Raw genomic sequence first — 17,894 nt, 5'->3', positions numbered from 1 at the left:
TAAAATGCCCGGCCATGCCGGGCATTTTATTTTTACCGCTGCGTGCACTTCCCTATGGCGGTTGCTCCTCTCGCCTGTACGGTTACGAAAGCCCACCGTACAATGCAGTTTTCGCTGATCAGAAAAGACCTGCCCTCATGCGTACTAGCCAGTATCTTCTCTCTACCCTGAAAGAAACGCCTTCTGATGCCGTTGTCATCAGCCATCAACTCCTGCTACGCGCCGGTATGATCCGCAAGCTGGCTTCAGGCCTTTACACTTGGCTGCCACTTGGCTTGCGCGTGCTACGCAAGGTCGAAACGGTTGTACGCGAAGAGATGAATGCTGCTGGCGCACTAGAGGTGCTGATGCCAGCCATCCAGCCCGCAGAACTCTGGCAGGAGTCCGGCCGCTGGGAGCAGTATGGCCCTGAACTGCTCCGCCTCAAGGATCGCCATGAGCGCGACTTTTGCGTAGGTCCAACCCACGAGGAAGTCATTACCGATCTGGCACGTAACGAGCTCAACAGCTATAAGCAGCTGCCGATCAATATGTATCAAATCCAGACCAAGTTTCGGGATGAAATTCGCCCCCGTTTTGGCCTGATGCGCGGGCGTGAGTTCGTCATGAAGGATGCCTACTCCTTCCACATGACTCAGGAGTCGCTGCAAGACACTTATGATCGGATGTATCAGGCTTACTGCAACGTATTTACTCGGCTCGGGTTGAATTTCCGCCCTGTTCAAGCCGATAACGGCTCTATTGGTGGCAGTGGCTCCCATGAGTTCCATGTACTGGCTGGCTCTGGTGAGGACGATATTGTTTTCAGCGAAAGCTCCGATTACGCCGCCAATATTGAAAAGGCCGAAGCACTGCCTCGTGAAACCTCACGCGGTTCGGCTACCGAAGAGCTTCGCCTGATCGACACACCTGATACCAAGACCATCGCAGCCCTGGTCGAACAGTTTAATCTGCCGATTGAAAAGACAATCAAGACATTGATTGTGCATGGCGTAGAAGAAGGCGCGCTGGTTGCGCTGGTCATTCGTGGCGATCATGAACTGAACGAGATCAAGGCAGCCAATCATGAGCTTGTCGCCGCCCCCCTGGTATTTGCTACCGAGGCTGAAGTTCGTGCGGCTATCGGTGCAGGTCCCGGCTCTTTAGGCCCGCTGAACCTTCCGATGCCCTGCATTATTGATCGCTCGGTTGCCATGATGAGTGACTTTGCGGCAGGTGCAAACATTGAGGACAAGCACTACTTTGGCGTGAACTGGGAGCGTGATTTACCACTACCTGAAGTCGCTGATCTGCGCAATGTCGTTGCGGGTGACCCAAGCCCAGATGGCAAAGGCACCCTGGTCATCAAGCGTGGTATCGAGGTAGGTCATATCTTCCAGCTTGGCACCAAGTACAGCGAAGCGATGAACCTGACTGTTCTGAGCGAACAAGGAAAGCCTGTCAAGCTGACTATGGGTTGTTACGGCATCGGCGTGTCACGTGTTGTGGCGGCTGCTATTGAGCAAAATCATGACGAGCGGGGCATCCTCTGGCCTGACGCGCTTACCCCGTTCCACATTGCCTTAATCCCATTGAAATACGAAAACGAGCGTGTACGGGAAGCAACAGATCAGCTTTATCAGCAGCTGACAGCTGCTGGTTATGAAGTCCTGCTGGATGACCGTGACAAAAAGACGAGTCCCGGCGTCAAATTCGCTGATATGGAATTGATCGGCATTCCTCATCGGATCGTGGTAGGTGATCGTGGCTTGGCCGAAGGTACTTATGAGTACAAAGGACGCCGCGAGCAGGACAACCAGAACGTGCCGATCGATGAATTGCTGCCATTTCTGGAAGCACGCATTAATCGCTGAGCCACGCCATGCCTGTACGAAGTACTTCTTTTCTCCTTCCCGTCACGCTGGCCGGCGTGACGGTGCTTTCTGGTTGCGCCAATCATCTACCGCAACGCAGTGAGCATGAGGAACGTGTCGATCGTAAGCTGATTGAACACAGCCTGCAGATCAATGCTGGCGAAAAAGAGGTACTTGAGTTACCACAGCGACGTATAAAGGTACTTGATCAACACCAGTATGAAGTGACGGACTTTGAAGTCACGCGCCATTACGATCGGTATACACCTTATCAGCCCTGGCGGGAGCTTTATGAGATCCCGCTAGGCGCTGTGACGCTAGTGGCAGGCATAGGCGCCAATATACTTAATGTCCCCCTTCTCGGCAGCCTTCCTGAAAGCGCGACCCATGGACTGGTCGTATACGGGCTGGATGGACTTAATCCGTTCATGAACGTTGCGTCCAACGGCCGCTCCGAGCAAAACCTGGCCAGCATCGATGAGAAGCAGCTCGACAAGCGAGTGGAGTACACCAGCCTCCCATGGGCGGAGCGCCCTGTTGAGATCAGAGCAGGCAAGGCTCGCTATGAGCTGCTAACTGATCCAAACGGCTTTTTGCGCTTGAATCTTCTTGAAGATCCTTTTGCAGGCCAGGACATCAGCGGAGTTGGCAAGCTCGATATTAGCGTTACGGCTCCTGAAGACAATGCCAGGGCCGAGCGTACGCTTACCGTAAGCCGTAACCTGCGCAGCAAGCTCCTGGAAGCTCATGAGCTTATTTATGATGACCTTGAGGAGGATGATGTTTCCCGTTGGGTTCATCGCGTAAAGCGCTTATCAGAATTAGGGCTGGAGGAAGAATCCAGCGAGCTGGAACAGAATCTGATTGAGCTAAGCCAAAATGATCCGGATCTGCAAAAAGAGTTTGTTGAGGCACTAGCCAAAGCGACCGGAACACACAGGACAATTACGCAGTAAGCATCCGTAAAACCTTAGCGCTGGACTATAAAGTCATTCAGACCTAACAGGGAATGATCCTGAATTGCTACCTGATTAACACGTGCATGGGCAGGACCATGATGAAGCCATACCAGAAATTGCTCCAGCGCTTCTGGCTCTCCTTCTGCCTTTATCTCGACACGTCCATCGCTCAAGTTTTTTACCCAGCCAGTGATGCCTAGACGCTCCGCCTCTTCCCGGGTGCTTTCCCGGTAATGAACGCCCTGCACCACCCCGTCGACGTAAATATGCTTTGCCAGCCTGCTCACTGCCCTTTCTTCTCCAATTCAGCGATACGTGCCTGTATGGCTGTAGCTGTCTGTTCGCCTACAAGCTTTTCTCTATACTGACCCTGCGGGTCAACCAGATAAGTAGCCGGGAGTACGTTACTAACAGGCAACGAAAAAAGCGTAGCTGGATCATCCTGGAAAACGGTGTATTGAATACCCATCTTTTCCGTACTTTTAAGAAGGGAATCCCCCTCCAGATGATCATAATTAACGCCTAGTACTCTTATTTCGGGATTGGTTTTAGCCAAGGCGTTGAGCTCAGGAATCTCCTTGTGACAAGGCCCACACCACTCTGCCCAGTAATTAATAACCAACCACCGCCCCTCAAGCTGAGCGCTGTCAATCTTGTGTCCATACTGATCGTTCCCGTGGTCAGGCGCACAGGCTACCAGCAACAAACTAACGGCGAACAGGCCGACACGTAATGCTTTGGTAATCACGTTGACTCCATAAGAGGAATTGATTTGGGCTCAGGCTTTAACCACTGAGCGAGACTGCCGCCCAGCAGGCGATCTCGTTGGTCATGAAGCTGCTTAAGCGCCTCAACCAAGGGAGGATACCAGTCGCCTGTGCAGCGTTCGACTGCGGGAAGACGATCCGGGCCCGGCAGATGCCATGGGCTCTTTTCCATCAGTTGCGTCAGTGTGAATGTATTGAGATCACGGCACAGTACCCATTTGCCATTACTGGCATGACACACCAATTTTTCTTTCTTGAGAAAATCAAGGATCGGCTGCCATTGATCTTCAGGTAGTTTCCAACCGCTTTTCTGGATTTCGACGAGATCAAGCGAGGAACCTGTCTGCTGGCGATCCAGAAAGACACGAAGCACCCCTAATAACACAAGAAAGGTTGGTATCGGCTGCCGACGCCATTGCTTGGATGATGAAAGATTGCAAACCAGCTCAGCGCCGAAAAGAACAATCAGCCAGGATACGTAAATCCAAACCAGAAAGAGCGGAATGGTCGCAAAGGCACCATAGATCAGCTTGTAGCCCGGAAAAAACATGACATACAAGCCAAACAGCGACTTGGCCGCCTCGAATAATACCGAAGTAAAGATGCCTCCCACCAAGGCATGTTTGAGTGGAACACGCGTATTAGGTACTGCTGCATAAAGTAATGTGAAAGCCGCCATGCTAAAGAGCAGCGGCATAAACTTAAGCAGGACAGCGGTTCCCATCATTGCGTATCGGCCAGACATCATCGACAGCGAAGCGATATACGTACTAATGGCAAAGCCTGCACCTAAGAGAAGCGGCCCAAGACTAAGAATTGCCCAGTATAAGAGGAAGCTGGACATCCCCCTGCGCGGCTGAGAAACCCGCCAGATATCGTTAAACGTTTTCTCGATCGTTACGAGCATGGTCAAGGATGTCACTGCCAACAATGCAACGCCCAGCCATGTCAGATGGCGTGCCTGCTCGATGAACCCACGCAGATGCTCTTCCAGGGTTTCGCCTGTCGAAGGAACAAAGTTACGGAAAATAAAGACCTGTATTTGCTCCTCCGTCCCCTGAAAGGCGGGAATAGTCGAAAGCATTGCAAACGTCACTGTCATGATGGGGACAACAGCAAACAGAGTGGTATATGTCAGAGCGGCCGCATTGTTGGGCGCTCTGTCGCTCAGAAACCGTTTGACCAGAAAACGGCCCCACTCAAATGTATCGCTTAGGCGCTGACGCATCTTCTTTCCTCAGCGTGCGTTAATCGTCGTGAACCCAATTACCCGGTACAAAGCTCGTTCAGACCACCGGAGGCCCGTTAGAATAGCTGTCACTTCCATAACGATGCGACCTTTTCAATGAGCGAATCGATACTCTTCCACAATCCTCGTTGCTCCAAGTCCCGCAGTGCTCTCGAATTGCTGCAGGAAAAAAAGCTGGACCTGCATGTGGTTCGCTACCTTGAAACGCCTCCTACCCCAACAGAGCTCAAAGATATTCTGCGTAAGTTGAATATTCCGACGCGGCAGCTGTTACGTACCGGCGAAGAGGAATACAAAGCCCTTGGCCTCGCTGATGAAGGCCTCTCGGAAGAACGCCTGATTGAAGCGATGACGACCCACCCCAAACTAATCGAACGTCCTATCCTGATCGTAGGCGACAAGGCGGTCATCGGCCGTCCGCCCGAAAAAGTCCTGGAGATACTGCCGTGAGTGCTTCCTATATTTTAGTGCTTTATTACAGCCGCCACGGTGCTACCGCCCAAATGGCTCAGCAGATTGCTCGTGGCGTAGAAATGGGTGGCATGGAGGCGCGTATAAGGACCGTCCCCAGCGTCTCGACTGTATGCGAAGCGACCGCCCCAGATATCCCGCAGGAAGGTGCGCTGTATGCCAGCCTGGATGACCTGCGGCACTGCAGTGGTATGGCTATGGGTAGCCCTACACGTTTCGGTAATATGGCAGCGCCGCTGAAGTACTTTCTGGATGGTACGAACAGCGTTTGGCTAACGGGCGAACTGGTAGGGAAGCCGGCGGCGGTTTTCACTTCCACAGCGAGCCTACACGGCGGCCAGGAAAGCACCCTGCTCTCCATGCTTTTGCCTCTGCTTCACCATGGCATGCTGGTAACGGGACTGCCCTATAGCGAAAGCGCACTGCTTGAGACCAAAGGGGGCGGCACACCTTATGGCGCTAGCCATTTTGCCGGTACGGATGGCAAGCGGGCACTCGATGAGCATGAAATCGCTTTATGCCGCGCGTTAGGCAAACGTCTTGCGACGACTGCCAGAACATTAGAGCAACAGCGTTGATGCGCTTAGTTGCATAGCGGTAGATAGGTCGCGACTCACCAATCCATGATTTCTTTAACGAAGGGAATGGTGAGCTTGCGACGAGCCTGCAAAGACGCATGATCCAGGCGCTCCAGTACGTCAAACAAGGAACTCATGCTCCGCGAGCCGCGTGTCAGGATATAGCGCCCTACTTCTTCGTTCAGATGCAGACCTCGCCGAGAGGCGCGCAATTGCAGTGCACGTAGCTTATCTTCGTCCGACAGAGGCTGAAGCTGAAAGACCAGCGCCATGGTAAGCCGCGACTTGAGGTCCGGCAGCTTGATGGGTAGAGACCGTGGAGGCTTGGAACCGGACAGCAAGAGTCGCTTTCCTGCATCTCGCACACGATTGAAGAGGTGAAACATCGCCTCTTCCCACTCACGCTTACCTGCCAGAGCATCCAGATCATCCAGACAAACCAGCTCACACTGTTCAAGGTTTTCAAACAGTGCAGTTCCGTACCCAGAGAGTTCGGCCATGGGCAGGTAAACAGCCTGCTCTCCCATTTGATAGAAACGCAGACAGGCAGCCTGCATTAAATGGCTACGCCCAGCACCCTCGGTACCCCAGAGGTAGATAAGGCTTTCGGCCCAACCTGCATCCAGCTCACATAGGCGCTCGACATAACCCAGCGCCGCTGCATTGGCGCCGGGATAATAATTGGCAAAGGTGGCGTCATCACGCAGACGCACACCCAGGGGTAACTGTATCGGTTTCATGCCGTGTCTGGCGGCTCGCTGGATTTAGGTTGACCGGGCTTGGAGTAAAGGTCGGAAAGTTTATACAAATCATGGATATGGCGCAGCACAACCATCAAGACGGCGGCCACGGGTAACGCGAGAAGAATACCGCTGAAACCAAACAGTTGACCACCCGCTAGAACAGCAAAGATGACCGCAACGGGATGCAGGCCAATACGATCCCCAACCAAAAGTGGCGTTAACACCATTCCCTCGATCATCTGTCCGAAGACAAATACAGCGAGAATACCTAACAGGGGATACCAGTCGAGACCAAACTGGAAGAATCCGGCTGCCATGGCAGCGGTGATACCGACCGCGAATCCCATATACGGGACGATACTGGCAAGCCCTGCCAGCAGGCCAATCAATAGGCCCAGCTCAAGCCCCACCAACATCAGCCCGCCGGCATAAATGATCCCAAGTCCAAGCATGACCATGAGCTGTCCTCGCAAGAAGGCGCCCAGCACCTCATGACAGTCACTGAGCAGCCGTGTCACCAAGCCTTCGTGTCGACGTGGGAGCAGGCCTCTGAGCTTACCAACCATCACATCCCAATCGCGTAACAGGTAAAAGCTTACGACTGGAATCAATAATGTATTCCCCAACCAAGCCAACAGGGCAAGGCTTGAAGAGGTCGCCTGGGCAAGGACAATACCTACGATATCGCCTGTACGATCCAGATGGCTGGTCAAGACTGCCTTGATGCGATCAAAGCGCCAGAAGCTATCCGCCAGTCCCAGCTTTATTTGAATCCAGGGCAATGCCGTGAACTGGAGCCAGTCCAATATGGCCGGCATCAGCTCATAGAGGCGGATGAACTGTCTAACCAGCATAGGCACGATAACAAGCAGCATGCCCAGCAAAACCAGTAAAAAGGCTAAATACACTGCAAGCACAGCCACTGTACGGGAGAGCCCCCATCGCTCCAGGCGATCCACTAGGGGATCACCCAGGTAGGCCAGCAACATACTGATCAAGAAGGGAGACAGAATGGGCTGTACTGAATGTAACAACCACAGCAAAACGGCCAGCCCGCCTATGACATACCAGCGGCGTGTCGTCATGTTTATTTCTCGCTAGATAATTCGTGCATAAAGAAAGCCGCCAGACGCGAGCCGGGCGGCTTGGATCAATTACAGGATCTGCTTGTTATAACGCCATTCCTTAGCGAGGCGGCAGATCAATGCCAGCGATAATAAAGCACCTGCTGTGCGGATGCAGGCGATTGAGAGGCGCTGGGCGCGGCGGGTGCAGCAACAGGTGCGTTGGCATCAACCGGTGCAGATGACTGCTCCAGATTAGCCAACCCCAGCTGAGCATGGAGTTGATCAGGATTAGCCGTCAGCTGATAGCGAAGCTGCCCGTTCTCTGCCTTCAGCAGCCGGGCACCCATAGGTTCAAGCAGCTTTTGAAGTTGAGAGTAGCGCTCGAAATTAGCGTTATCAACGACCAGTGTCAGTGCTTGGGTAGAACCTGGCTTGGTAATGAACTGCTTGGCCAGACGCGTACTCAGCTCCTGCATAATGGTGCTGGCCAAGGCATCAGGATCGGCCCCCTGAGCAGTGCCTTGGGCCGAGTTACTTCCTTGCCACATACGCCACTGAGCCTGCCATGAGCCACCAGACTGCCTGGCATGAACAGCAAGCAGGACATCACTGTTGTAACGTTTGGAGGCCTCGCTCAAGGCGTCTGGTTTACCGGAGTCGATATTTTCAGCCGTACCTACTAACTGTTCGCTAAGGTCGGCCAGCGGTAGGACCAGCGGCAATCCGCTGTCTTGGGCTGCCCGTTGCAGCGGAGCAGCAGCAGGCTGGCTGTCGCCAACCAGAGCGCTGCCACCATCAGAGTCATTCAACCACCAGACCATGACAGAGGGGCGATTGGCCCCCCAGATAGGGAGACCTGCTTGCGTCAGGGCACGGTTAACAGATACAGGATCAAAGTTAACGACCAGCACCGCGGGCGGGCCTGCGTCGAAACTGTATTGAGTAATCAACTGCTGGGGATTCTTGACCGACTCGGATAACGTAGCGTTTTGGGCGGCATTTGTATCACCGGTCAATCGAACCACCAGATCCTGCAAGGCGCGCCTCAGCGCAGCGTCGCGCTCAGCGGGTTGCTGGGAGGTAACTGGCTCGCGTACTTGGTAAAGACCTTCCACCAAGGCTGCTGAAGCAGACTGGCTCAGCAAGGGCAGGCAGAGCGTAAGCAGAAAGGCAAAACGGCGCATGTAAAGTCTCGGCAAGCAGGAACGAAGAGGCATACCTTAAAAGGCGCCCTGCCCGGCGGCAAGCCTGGGGACAGGTTATGTGCAACATCACAATGAAATCAGACCGTGCTTTACAGCTAAAGGGTCCTTTGTGACTGAATAAAAGCTGAATAAGCCTGACAAGGTTAGATCATGGCAGAGAGTGCAACGTCAGGAACCGCCGTTTCTCGATTGCTTCTGGTAAAATCGCTGCCTCTCAAAAGCTGTGCCCGCGGCATAGCCTGTTTCGCAGCATTTTTAAAAGGCCTGGATTCATGAGCAAGCAACCCTCGTTGAGCTACAAGGACGCCGGTGTGGATATCGACGCAGGCGAAGCCCTGGTTGAACGCATCAAAGGCGTCGCCAAGCGTACTGCCCGCCCGGAAGTCATGGGCGGCCTCGGTGGTTTTGGTGCCCTCTGTGAAATCCCGGCCGGTTATAAGCAGCCGGTTCTGGTATCAGGCACAGACGGTGTCGGCACCAAGCTTCGCCTGGCGATGAACCTGAAAAAGCACGACAGCATTGGTATCGACCTGGTTGCCATGTGCGTGAATGACCTCGTTGTTTGCGGCGCCGAACCCCTGTTTTTCCTGGATTACTACGCCACTGGCAAACTGAATGTTGACGTAGCCGCTCAGGTAGTCACCGGCATCGGCGAAGGTTGCGAGCAGGCTGGATGTGCACTGGTTGGCGGCGAAACAGCCGAGATGCCGGGCATGTACGAAGGTGAAGATTACGATCTGGCCGGCTTCTGCGTAGGTGTGGTGGAAAAAGCCGAAATCATCGACGGTTCCAAGGTAGCGACCGGCGATGCGTTGATCGCGCTGCCCTCCTCCGGCCCACACTCCAATGGTTATTCCCTGGTCCGCAAGATTATCGAAGTAGCCGGTGCCGATATCGAGACCATTCAGCTCGAAGGCAAGCCGTTGACCGATCTTCTGATGGCTCCGACACGTATCTACGTCAAGCCATTGCTCAAGCTGATCAAGGATACAGGCGCGGTAAAAGCCATGGCGCATATTACTGGCGGTGGCCTGCTTGAAAACATCCCACGCGTATTACCTGAGGGAGCTCAAGCAGTCATTGACGTAAACAGCTGGACGCGTCCAGCCGTATTCGACTGGCTGCAACAGCAGGGCAACGTAGACGAGACAGAAATGCACCGGGTCCTGAACTGTGGTGTTGGCATGGTCATCTGCGTCGCGCAAGAGCATGTCGAAAAAGCACTAAGCACGCTACGTGATGCTGGCGAGCAACCTTGGGTAATTGGCCGGATCGATGCCTGCGAAGAAAGCGCGCCACGCGTTGTGCTGAATAACCTGAAGACTCACTAATGCCTGCACGCTGTAATGTCGTGGTCTTGATCTCTGGCGCCGGCAGCAATCTGCAGGCGCTAATCGATGCCTCGGCCAGGCCGGATACGCCTATCCAAATCCGCGCGGTGGTTTCCAACCGCGCGGATGCCTATGGATTGGAGCGTGCTCGACAAGCAGGTATCGAAGCGCACGCTCTTGATCATACGCAATTTACTGATCGTCAAGCGTTCGATGCAGCTCTTATCGAACTGATAGATCGTTTCGAGCCAGATCTGCTTGTATTGGCTGGGTTCATGCGTATTCTGACTGAACGTTTCGTAACCCATTACAAGGGCTGCCTGCTTAATATCCATCCTTCCCTATTGCCGCTCTATACCGGTCTACGTACGCACCAACGAGCCCTGGACGCAGGTGATCTGGAGCATGGTTGTAGTGTTCATTTCGTTACCGAAGAGCTTGATGGCGGCCCAGTAGTCGTACAGGCCGTTGTTCCCATCCATGCCGGCGACACCGCGGAAACACTGGCACAGCGCGTTCACGAACAGGAACATGTGATTTATCCTCTGGCTGTTAGCTGGTTCGCCCAAGGGCGGCTGCGCTTGACTGAACGAGGCGCTGAACTAGATGACCAGCTGTTGCCGGATACTGGACATGTCATTCGATCCTAGGAGAAACATCCCCATGCGACGATTGTTGTGCCTGATCGCATTTGCGCTGGCCCTGCCTGCCCATGCGTTCGACCTTAAACCCTTTGACGCCAGTTACACCGCCGACTGGAAGCAGATGCCCATGAGCGGCTCAGCCGAGCGGCATCTGACCCAACAACAGGACGGTAATTGGAAGCTTGAATTTAGTGCCTCCATGTTAGTGGCAGGCCTGACCGAAGCCAGTACGTTCCGCTATGAGGGCGGAGTCTTTCTTCCTACAAGCTACAACTACTCGCGGCACGGCCTGGGCAAAAGCCGTGAAAGCAAGCTGACGTTTGACTGGACTGCCAAGAAAGTTACTGGCTCCGAAAAAGGTCATGCCGTCAATCTGCCGCTGGATCGTGGCCTGGTAGACAAATCCACGTACCAGCTACTCTTACAGCATGATGTAGCCGACGGTAAGAAAAGCATGAGTTATCAGGTGGTCGATGGCGATGAAATCGACACGTATGACTTCCGGGTAATTGGTGAGGAGCGTGTACGCACCAAGGTGGGTCTGATCGATGCCATCAAGGTTGAGCGCGTGCGAGACCCTACCAAGAGTAACCGCAAGACTGAACTATGGTTTGCCAAAAACTGGGATTATCTGCTGGTCCGTCTGTATCAGATGGAAACCGACGGTAAGGAATACCAGATCATGCTGGAAGATGGCTCCGTTGATGGCAAGCCGGTAAAAGGTCAGCAAGGCTAAGCCATCAAGCTCTATTAGAACGCGTCTTATCGCATGGTAAGACGCGTTTTTTATTGCCTGCTTTTTTAACAGGCTCTACGCCGCCAGTCGAGCATGCGACATATTGTCGCTATAAATGTAACAGATTATTGCAATTAAGCAGCTTGGTCTCTTTGGCTAACTGATCAATGATCAGGGTGCTAGCTGCCTTGTTTGCCCTTTTAACCAAGGAGAAAGACAATGACTATTACAGTGACTGAGCGTGACGAAAACCATATGTCTCAAGAGGCCCGTTCGCTAGGCTTGTCTGTCTGGGATGTTCACCAGGAAGGCCACTTGGTCGGCATTTATCATTCCCAAGCCGATGCGGTCGCCTACAAAGAGCAGATCGAAGAAGAAAACCAGCGTTGATACAAAGCAGTATCCATAAAAAAGCCCGCCTATTAAAAGCGGGCTTTTTTGCGTTCAGTCTTTTACTCGAAGACTTTATCCAGCGTAATCGGCAGATCACGAACACGCTTACCTGTTGCATGATAAACCGCATTTGCAATAGCAGCGGCAACACCCACGATGCCGATCTCGCCTATTCCCTTGGCACCGAGCGGATTAACGACCTCATCGTGCTCCTCAACAAATATGACGTCCAGGTCATGCACATCGGCATTCACAGGGAAGTGATACTCGGCAATATTGTGGTTCATCCAGCGCGCCAGATCCTTATCAAGCATGCCCTCTTCCTGCATGGCCATTCCGATGCCCCAGACCATCCCACCTAGAATTTGATTACGCCCGGGCTTAAGGCTCAACACCCGCCCTGCCGCAATAGCACTAACCATACGGCTGACCTGAATGGTGCCAAAGTCCTCGTCGACTTTTACCTCTACAAATACAGCAGAGTGGGTAGCCGTCGTGTAATCGTCCCGTTCTTTCTTGGGAGAAGCTGTAGCGGAAGCCTCCATGCTTGGGGTGCCTCCCTTTTTCAAAAGATCGGCAATCTTGACGCGCTCGGAAGGTGCGGCCTTGATATAAATCTCGCCATCCTCGAAAACGACGCCGTCCAATTCAAGGTTGCTGAAGGGCGATTGATCCTCTTCCTTGGCCTGATCCAGCAGCTGCTGTTGAAGGGTTTCGCATGCCTGCTTAACAGCGGAACCAACAGAAGAAACGGTAAAGGAGCCTCCTTCCAGAGGCGCCTTGGGCAGAATCGAGTCACCCAGCTTAAACGTCACCTGTTCCAAGGGCAGCCCAAAAACTTCCGCTGCAATCTGAGTCATGACGGTGTAAGTGCCAGTTCCAATATCAGCTGTCGCACTGGAAACCACCAAGCTGCCATCAATATTGATTACTGCTTTGGCACTGGCAGGGTTTTGCATGGCCTCCCAGACACCTGTAGCCATGCCCCAACCTACCAACTGCTTGCCATCACGCATCGAACGGGGCTCTTGGCTACGCTTGGACCAGCCAAATCGTTCGGCACCCTGCCGGTAGCACTCAAGCAATTCTTTGCTGGAGTAAGGCTTGTTGGAGGCCGGATCGATATCCGTAAAATTGCGAATACGAAACTCCAGCGGATCAATGTTGGCCGCATAGGCCAATTCATCCATGGCGGATTCAAGTGCATACATACCCAGAACAGCGCCCGGTGCACGCATATCCAGAGGGGTGTAGAGATCAAGAGGAGCCAGTTTGTAATCCAGCCTTAGATTAGGGCACTGATACAGAGAGGCGGACCAGACCACTACCATCTCGGTAAAGTCCTCAAAGCTTGAGGTCTCGCCTATTACTTCGTGGATTGTAGAGACCAGCCTGCCCTCCCGATCACATGCCAATCTGAAATGCTGGATGGTTTCAGGACGATGGCCAAATGAGAACATCTGTTCGCGGGACAAGACTAACCGAACAGAGCGCTTGAGCTTGAGCGCCGCCATGGTCGCCAATACCAACTGATACTGCGGGCGAAGACCAGAACCGAACGCGCCACCGACGAAAGGCGTTACGACACGAACATCTCCATCAGGCAAGCCAAAGATATTGGAAATGAACTGAGCGCTATTTTGTACGCCCTGTGTTTTGTCATGGACGGTCAGCTTGCCATCCGTGCTGTAGATGACGGTAGAGGCATGCATTTCCATCGGATTATGAAACTCAGCGGGTGAGTGATATTCCGCCTCGATCTTAACCGGTGCATTTGCCCAGGCGCTGTCAGCATCGCCCCGATCCGGTGGCATGGGTGTCGGTGCTTTGTGGGCATTGCTGCGCTGAGCGTAGAGGTCTGCCTGATGCGGCTCAGCCTCATAGTCCACTCGGATCAGCGAAGCTGCATAACGAGCAACCTCGAAGCTTTCCGCCACTACCAGCGCAACGGGCTGCATATTGAACAAGATTCGATCGTTATAGAGTGGACGGAAGTGCTTGCCGTCTGCTGCATCCATGTCAGTGTAGTTTTCGTTATACGAGGCTATCTCGGGACGGTTCTCATGAGTGATGACGTCCAGTACACCCGGAACGCTGAGCGCTGCCTGAGTATCAATACTCAAGATACGGCCCTTGGCGATAGAGCTGTTGACTACATAACCTGTACAGAGATCAGCAGTACCGAATTCACCTGCATAAAGCGCTTTACCCGTTACCTTGAGTGGCCCGTCAACTCGGGAAACGGCTTTTCCTAGATAAGCTGTCATTTGGCATTCACTCCTGAAGCAGCCTCGCTCAAGGCACGAACGATCGCGCGCTTGGCCAATTCAATCTTGAAGCTGTTGTGTTCGAATCCCTGTGCGCCTTGCAGGATCAGTTCTGCAGCAGCTCGAAAGTTCTCTTCAGTGGCAGGCTTGCCTGCCAGCAACGCTTCAGCTTCAGGTTTACGCCAAGGTTTATGGGCAACACCGCCCAAGGCGATACGGGCAGTCCCTATGGTATTGCCGTTAAGCTCCAGCGCTGCGGCCACAGAAACCAGCGCAAAGGCATAAGATGCCCGGTCTCTGATCTTCACGTAGGCATAGTTTTCAGCAAACCCTCTAGGTGGCAACTCAACCGCAGTAATGAGCTCGTGCTGTCCTAGAGTGGTATCCAGGTGCGGTGTATCACCTGGTAGGCGATGAAACTCGCTCATCGGGATCACACGATCGCCATCCGGGCCGGATACATGAACCGTCGCTTCCAATGCAGCCAGGGCAACAGCCATGTCAGACGGATGAACGGCAATGCATTGATCGCTATGCCCCAGGATTGCATGGATGCGGTTTTGACCATTAAGCGCACCACACCCCGAGCCCGGCTCGCGCTTATTACAAGGCGTGCCAATGTCATAGAAGTAATAGCAGCGAGTGCGCTGGAGCAGATTGCCTCCTGTGGAGGCCATGTTGCGCAGCTGCGCCGAAGCACCAGCCAGAATAGCTTGAGACAGCAATGGGTATACGCGTTCGACGTCAGGGTGGTACGCCACAGTCGAGTTCTTGACCAATGCACCGATACGCAAGCCACCGGCCTGAGTCGTTTCGATCTCCCGTAAAGGTAAGGCATTGATGTCGACCAGCTGGTCGGGACGGGCCACGTTTTCTTTCATTAGATCAAGCAAATTAGTGCCACCGGCAATAAAGCGGCCTGTATCACTCAATTGCTGGATGGCATCGTTGACTTGCTGTGGCTTTGAATAGCTGAAGCGATTCATTCCCGAAGCCCTCCCTTGCATGCCGGTATAGCCTGCTCGATGGCGGCGAGGATATTGTTGTAGGCACCGCAGCGGCAAAGGTTGCCGCTCATCTGTTCACGGATTTCATCACGCGTCTGTGCCTTGCCCTCCGCGATCATGCCAATCGCAGAGCAGATCTGCCCAGGCGTGCAGTAGCCGCATTGAAAAGCGTCCTGCTCAACAAAAGCAGCCTGCATAGGATGCAGGTCATCGCCATTGGCTAGCCCCTCAATGGTGGTGACCTCTGCACCATCCTGCATGACGGCCAGGCTCAGACAGGAGTTAATACGCGTTCCGTTAACCAAAACGGTACAGGCACCACATTGGCCATGATCACACCCTTTCTTGGTGCCAGTCATGTCCAGATGTTCACGTAACAAATCTAATAATGTCGTCCACGGCTCGACAGCCAGCTCATGCTGCTTGCCGTTAATATTCAGGGAAATCGTATGGGTATCAGCACCGGCATCGGGCCGAAGCTGGCGAGCAGGAGTCGCATTCATAAAGGCCTCACGGTCGTAAAGGGGAGCGATCTGAGCGTCACTCTTTTTTTATGAAAGGCATCGATTGGATGTCTATTTCAGGAATACGACTGGAAGCTTCAGCCAAGGGTTCATCGTAAATCCCTAGCAAGATGTGATGGAAGACTCAGTGCACCGCTTCACTAGAGAACAACTATTCGTACTGGATACACATGGCTTTGCCTGAAGGCTCAGTTCTTGCAAAGACCTCATTATGTTTGAGCTGTGCATTAAGGCAGCGAGGAAAAAACATCATGGCAGTGAGTCCTTTGCAATCCATTGCACACGCGTTCGAAGCGGATTTCAGCATCAATTTTCTGATCGAAAATCTGGAAGGTAGCGTCACGCTGATTCTTACAGACAAGAACGGCTCGAAAATCCGCCGTATCATTACTGCAGAACAACTGGCAGATCCGGCAAAAGTCCAGCGCGTGATAGACACCATACGATTTGGATTGGCCATTGATGCCGGCCAGGGCATTTCCGTAATGAAAGCACTTTCAGAGCCGGCTAATGACCAAGTCGTTGCGCCATTACTTGGCCGGCACGACGAAGCCTCTGACGGCACTGCCTAGGTGCACCGTTGATCCATGACAGCGCACAAAAGCACTGTCAAAATGGTGTCAACAGCGCTTCTGCAATTGTGTCGCGCTGCTCTTTGCCTAACAGCTGATTGACCAGTTCCAAGGCAAATGCCTGGGCCGTAGCAGGACCCTGACTGGTAACACACAGACCATCAACAACAACGGGCTCGTTGACATATTGCCCGTGCTTTATTTGCTCAATAAAACTGGGATAGCAGGTTATACGTTTCCCATCGGCCAGCCCCCAAGGCTCAAGAATGACAGCAGGTGCAGCACAAATCGCCCCGTAAAGCCTGTTCTGCTCTACATGTCGACGCATGAAGTGGCGCAGCGCTGTGGACTCAGCCAACCGTTGAGCGCCCGGCATGCCTCCAGGCAAGACGATCAAGTCGAAACTCATGGCCTGCACTTCCAGCAAGGTTACATCGCTCATCAAGCGAGTACCTCTGGCCAGCGTAATCTGGCGACGCGCCTCGATACTGGTTACCAGCACCTCAATGCCAGCACGACGCAGTACATCGATCAGTGTTACGGTTTCGATATCTTCATTACCATCCGCAACGGCGAGCAAAGCGCGAATCATGGAACCTCCTGCTGTCAGACATGCATACCTTAGTGCAAAGCATAGGTTCGAAAAACAGCAAGCGTATCAGTTTGTTACCTCCATTAAGGAGATTGGTAAAAACTGAGCCCTAAAAAACGTTTGAATTGAGGCTGAACAAGGCCCTTTAAAGGGTTGAATTGGCTGAATGCTTTTCTTTGAATTGTCGACAGGAACTAGCCAAGCGCTCCTAACCAGAGTCGCGCTTGTTTTTCACGTTATGCCCCATTAGAAAGAGACAGTACACTTAATGGCGTCAGCGCTATAGCCATTACAGCCCCTTGCCGTTCAGTAACGGCACCTCACAACAGCTTGATAACTATCTGCAATGTCGTGCTCTTTAAACAGCTTTGCCCACCCGCATGCTGCCTATACTTTCCAAAAACCTACACTCAGCTATCTCCTGATTATTTATCGAGAAAGGAAAGACAGGCAAAGCCTATAATAAGGCTGGTATTACATAGGATCTGGATAAGAGAAAAGGCGTCATCAGCTATGCCGTAACGCCTTTAGTTCAGCAGGTAAATGGATACTTATTATGAGTAGCGTTCAGGTGTGCCTGACACTGCTCAGACGCCTGCTTGATGCAGCGTTCTAGAGGTCTTGCGGCCACGCAGGCTGGGCGACCAAAGCCCCAGACGCGCTTGAAGTTGCTCGATACGTCCCAACGCCTCGGCGTATGACTCGTTCAATCCTTCGATAGTGTGCTTCTGCTGCTCAAGCTCTTTACGCAGCAGTTCATTTTCCTGGCGCAGGTTCAGTTCAAGCAGGATTTCATCAGAGTGGAACAGATCATTCTGCATTACGAATACCCTTGATACTGTACACGCATACAGTATCAAGAAATCCTGCCTTGACAAATCGAAATCCGACAAAATGCACGTCTTTTTTAGAAGCCAAAATCCAGCAACGACGCGG

At 53.0% G+C, this 17,894-nt stretch carries 20 protein-coding genes; 9 read left to right on the top strand and 11 right to left on the bottom strand.

The window, feature by feature from the left end:
- Nucleotides 1-137: 137 nt before the first annotated feature.
- Both IEX86_RS08080 and IEX86_RS08075 read left to right on the top strand, forming a co-directional pair.
- Nucleotides 138-1,853 (top strand): proline--tRNA ligase, encoded by a 1,716-nt coding sequence (locus IEX86_RS08080; protein WP_188865621.1) that lies wholly within the window; start codon nucleotides 138-140, stop codon nucleotides 1,851-1,853.
- A gap of 8 nt (nucleotides 1,854-1,861) precedes the next feature.
- Nucleotides 1,862-2,809: a hypothetical protein gene (locus tag IEX86_RS08075; protein ID WP_188865620.1), complete on the top strand. Its 948-nt coding sequence runs from the start codon at nucleotides 1,862-1,864 to the stop codon at nucleotides 2,807-2,809.
- A gap of 14 nt (nucleotides 2,810-2,823) precedes the next feature.
- On the opposite strand, the gene IEX86_RS08070 is transcribed toward IEX86_RS08075, so the two are convergent.
- The 3 genes from IEX86_RS08070 to IEX86_RS08060 are packed head-to-tail and all read right to left on the bottom strand — an operon-like array spanning nucleotide 2,824 to nucleotide 4,807.
- A complete protein-coding gene (locus IEX86_RS08070) occupies nucleotides 2,824-3,099 on the bottom strand; it encodes an acylphosphatase (protein WP_188865619.1) in 276 nt (91 codons plus the stop codon).
- Entirely contained in the window at nucleotides 3,096-3,560 is a 465-nt protein-coding gene (locus IEX86_RS08065) for a TlpA family protein disulfide reductase (protein ID WP_188865618.1), read from the bottom strand. Before IEX86_RS08065 ends, IEX86_RS08070 begins: the two co-directional genes overlap by 4 nt.
- Nucleotides 3,557-4,807 (bottom strand): YihY family inner membrane protein, encoded by a 1,251-nt coding sequence (locus IEX86_RS08060; RefSeq protein ID WP_188865617.1) that lies wholly within the window; start codon nucleotides 4,805-4,807, stop codon nucleotides 3,557-3,559. Before IEX86_RS08060 ends, IEX86_RS08065 begins: the two co-directional genes overlap by 4 nt.
- Before the next feature lie 117 nt (nucleotides 4,808-4,924).
- Between IEX86_RS08060 and arsC the strand changes: the two genes are divergently transcribed.
- Together arsC and wrbA are read left to right on the top strand one after the other, a co-directional pair.
- Complete coding sequence (arsC, locus tag IEX86_RS08055; RefSeq protein WP_188865616.1) at nucleotides 4,925-5,278, top strand: arsenate reductase (glutaredoxin); 354 nt, start codon at nucleotides 4,925-4,927, stop codon at nucleotides 5,276-5,278.
- A complete protein-coding gene (gene wrbA, locus IEX86_RS08050) occupies nucleotides 5,275-5,877 on the top strand; it encodes an NAD(P)H:quinone oxidoreductase (RefSeq protein ID WP_188865615.1) in 603 nt (200 codons plus the stop codon). The genes arsC and wrbA overlap by 4 nt, the downstream gene beginning before the upstream one ends.
- A gap of 35 nt (nucleotides 5,878-5,912) precedes the next feature.
- Here the strand turns inward: wrbA and hda are convergent, their stop codons facing one another.
- From hda to IEX86_RS08035, 3 genes are all read right to left on the bottom strand, one after another.
- Nucleotides 5,913-6,617, bottom strand: coding sequence for a DnaA regulatory inactivator Hda (gene hda, locus IEX86_RS08045; RefSeq protein ID WP_188865614.1), 705 nt, complete (start codon nucleotides 6,615-6,617; stop codon nucleotides 5,913-5,915).
- Entirely contained in the window at nucleotides 6,614-7,705 is a 1,092-nt protein-coding gene (locus tag IEX86_RS08040; RefSeq protein ID WP_188865613.1) for an AI-2E family transporter, read from the bottom strand. Before IEX86_RS08040 ends, hda begins: the two co-directional genes overlap by 4 nt.
- A gap of 116 nt (nucleotides 7,706-7,821) precedes the next feature.
- Nucleotides 7,822-8,871 (bottom strand): DUF2066 domain-containing protein, encoded by a 1,050-nt coding sequence (locus IEX86_RS08035; RefSeq protein WP_188865612.1) that lies wholly within the window; start codon nucleotides 8,869-8,871, stop codon nucleotides 7,822-7,824.
- A 293-nt stretch (nucleotides 8,872-9,164) separates the two neighbouring features.
- Here IEX86_RS08035 and purM point away from each other — a divergent pair, with 293 nt between their 5' ends.
- The 4 genes from purM to IEX86_RS08015 all read left to right on the top strand — a co-directional run bounded on the left by purM (nucleotide 9,165) and on the right by IEX86_RS08015 (nucleotide 11,993).
- Nucleotides 9,165-10,223 carry a phosphoribosylformylglycinamidine cyclo-ligase gene (gene purM / locus IEX86_RS08030; RefSeq protein WP_188865611.1) on the top strand — a complete coding sequence of 353 codons (1,059 nt, stop codon included), beginning with the start codon at nucleotides 9,165-9,167 and terminating at the stop codon, nucleotides 10,221-10,223.
- Nucleotides 10,223-10,873 (top strand): phosphoribosylglycinamide formyltransferase, encoded by a 651-nt coding sequence (gene purN / locus IEX86_RS08025; RefSeq protein ID WP_188865610.1) that lies wholly within the window; start codon nucleotides 10,223-10,225, stop codon nucleotides 10,871-10,873. Before purM ends, purN begins: the two co-directional genes overlap by 1 nt.
- Nucleotides 10,874-10,886: 13 nt before the next feature.
- Nucleotides 10,887-11,603 carry a DUF3108 domain-containing protein gene (locus IEX86_RS08020; RefSeq protein ID WP_188865609.1) on the top strand — a complete coding sequence of 239 codons (717 nt, stop codon included), beginning with the start codon at nucleotides 10,887-10,889 and terminating at the stop codon, nucleotides 11,601-11,603.
- A gap of 219 nt (nucleotides 11,604-11,822) precedes the next feature.
- Complete coding sequence (locus tag IEX86_RS08015) at nucleotides 11,823-11,993, top strand: hypothetical protein (protein ID WP_188865608.1); 171 nt, start codon at nucleotides 11,823-11,825, stop codon at nucleotides 11,991-11,993.
- Between the two features lie 62 nt (nucleotides 11,994-12,055).
- Here the strand turns inward: IEX86_RS08015 and IEX86_RS08010 are convergent, their stop codons facing one another.
- The 3 genes from IEX86_RS08010 to IEX86_RS08000 are packed head-to-tail and all read right to left on the bottom strand — an operon-like array spanning nucleotide 12,056 to nucleotide 15,773.
- Nucleotides 12,056-14,263 (bottom strand): xanthine dehydrogenase family protein molybdopterin-binding subunit, encoded by a 2,208-nt coding sequence (locus IEX86_RS08010; RefSeq protein WP_188865607.1) that lies wholly within the window; start codon nucleotides 14,261-14,263, stop codon nucleotides 12,056-12,058.
- The gene (locus tag IEX86_RS08005; protein WP_188865606.1) at nucleotides 14,260-15,249 is read right to left on the bottom strand and encodes an FAD binding domain-containing protein; all 990 of its coding nucleotides are present in this window, start codon (nucleotides 15,247-15,249) and stop codon (nucleotides 14,260-14,262) included. Before IEX86_RS08005 ends, IEX86_RS08010 begins: the two co-directional genes overlap by 4 nt.
- Nucleotides 15,246-15,773 (bottom strand): (2Fe-2S)-binding protein, encoded by a 528-nt coding sequence (locus IEX86_RS08000; RefSeq protein WP_188865605.1) that lies wholly within the window; start codon nucleotides 15,771-15,773, stop codon nucleotides 15,246-15,248. Before IEX86_RS08000 ends, IEX86_RS08005 begins: the two co-directional genes overlap by 4 nt.
- A gap of 272 nt (nucleotides 15,774-16,045) precedes the next feature.
- Between IEX86_RS08000 and IEX86_RS07995 the strand changes: the two genes are divergently transcribed.
- Nucleotides 16,046-16,366, top strand: a complete 321-nt coding sequence (locus IEX86_RS07995) for a DUF3509 domain-containing protein (protein WP_188865604.1) — start codon at nucleotides 16,046-16,048, stop codon at nucleotides 16,364-16,366.
- Between the two features lie 37 nt (nucleotides 16,367-16,403).
- Here IEX86_RS07995 and IEX86_RS07990 read toward each other — a convergent pair whose 3' ends face one another.
- Both IEX86_RS07990 and IEX86_RS07985 read right to left on the bottom strand, forming a co-directional pair.
- Nucleotides 16,404-16,958 carry a DJ-1 family glyoxalase III gene (locus tag IEX86_RS07990; protein ID WP_188865603.1) on the bottom strand — a complete coding sequence of 185 codons (555 nt, stop codon included), beginning with the start codon at nucleotides 16,956-16,958 and terminating at the stop codon, nucleotides 16,404-16,406.
- 587 nt (nucleotides 16,959-17,545) lie between these two features.
- Nucleotides 17,546-17,779, bottom strand: coding sequence for a hypothetical protein (locus IEX86_RS07985; protein WP_188865602.1), 234 nt, complete (start codon nucleotides 17,777-17,779; stop codon nucleotides 17,546-17,548).
- Nucleotides 17,780-17,894: the final 115 nt, after the last annotated feature.

This window comes from Pseudomonas asuensis, from assembly GCF_014646755.1.
GTDB classification, from domain to species: domain Bacteria; phylum Pseudomonadota; class Gammaproteobacteria; order Pseudomonadales; family Pseudomonadaceae; genus Chryseomonas; species Chryseomonas asuensis.
Note: the sequence above shows the minus strand (reverse complement) of the source record. Positions and strands in the feature narration are given on the sequence as shown.

What these genes read in the sequence shown, in the direction of transcription:
- purN (WP_188865610.1), top strand. Translation starts at nt 10,223, where the DNA reads ATGCCTGCACGCTGTAATGTCGTGGTCTTGATCTCTGGCGCCGGCAGC.
- IEX86_RS08010 (WP_188865607.1), bottom strand. Translation starts at nt 14,263, where the DNA reads ATGACAGCTTATCTAGGAAAAGCCGTTTCCCGAGTTGACGGGCCACTC.
- purM (WP_188865611.1), top strand. Translation starts at nt 9,165, where the DNA reads ATGAGCAAGCAACCCTCGTTGAGCTACAAGGACGCCGGTGTGGATATC.
- IEX86_RS08020 (WP_188865609.1), top strand. Translation starts at nt 10,887, where the DNA reads ATGCGACGATTGTTGTGCCTGATCGCATTTGCGCTGGCCCTGCCTGCC.
- IEX86_RS08000 (WP_188865605.1), bottom strand. Translation starts at nt 15,773, where the DNA reads ATGAATGCGACTCCTGCTCGCCAGCTTCGGCCCGATGCCGGTGCTGAT.
- IEX86_RS07985 (WP_188865602.1), bottom strand. Translation starts at nt 17,779, where the DNA reads ATGCAGAATGATCTGTTCCACTCTGATGAAATCCTGCTTGAACTGAAC.
- IEX86_RS08015 (WP_188865608.1), top strand. Translation starts at nt 11,823, where the DNA reads ATGACTATTACAGTGACTGAGCGTGACGAAAACCATATGTCTCAAGAG.
- arsC (WP_188865616.1), top strand. Translation starts at nt 4,925, where the DNA reads ATGAGCGAATCGATACTCTTCCACAATCCTCGTTGCTCCAAGTCCCGC.
- IEX86_RS08080 (WP_188865621.1), top strand. Translation starts at nt 138, where the DNA reads ATGCGTACTAGCCAGTATCTTCTCTCTACCCTGAAAGAAACGCCTTCT.
- IEX86_RS07995 (WP_188865604.1), top strand. Translation starts at nt 16,046, where the DNA reads ATGGCAGTGAGTCCTTTGCAATCCATTGCACACGCGTTCGAAGCGGAT.
- hda (WP_188865614.1), bottom strand. Translation starts at nt 6,617, where the DNA reads ATGAAACCGATACAGTTACCCCTGGGTGTGCGTCTGCGTGATGACGCC.
- IEX86_RS08005 (WP_188865606.1), bottom strand. Translation starts at nt 15,249, where the DNA reads ATGAATCGCTTCAGCTATTCAAAGCCACAGCAAGTCAACGATGCCATC.
- IEX86_RS08075 (WP_188865620.1), top strand. Translation starts at nt 1,862, where the DNA reads ATGCCTGTACGAAGTACTTCTTTTCTCCTTCCCGTCACGCTGGCCGGC.
- IEX86_RS08035 (WP_188865612.1), bottom strand. Translation starts at nt 8,871, where the DNA reads ATGCGCCGTTTTGCCTTTCTGCTTACGCTCTGCCTGCCCTTGCTGAGC.
- IEX86_RS08040 (WP_188865613.1), bottom strand. Translation starts at nt 7,705, where the DNA reads ATGACGACACGCCGCTGGTATGTCATAGGCGGGCTGGCCGTTTTGCTG.
- IEX86_RS08060 (WP_188865617.1), bottom strand. Translation starts at nt 4,807, where the DNA reads ATGCGTCAGCGCCTAAGCGATACATTTGAGTGGGGCCGTTTTCTGGTC.
- IEX86_RS07990 (WP_188865603.1), bottom strand. Translation starts at nt 16,958, where the DNA reads ATGATTCGCGCTTTGCTCGCCGTTGCGGATGGTAATGAAGATATCGAA.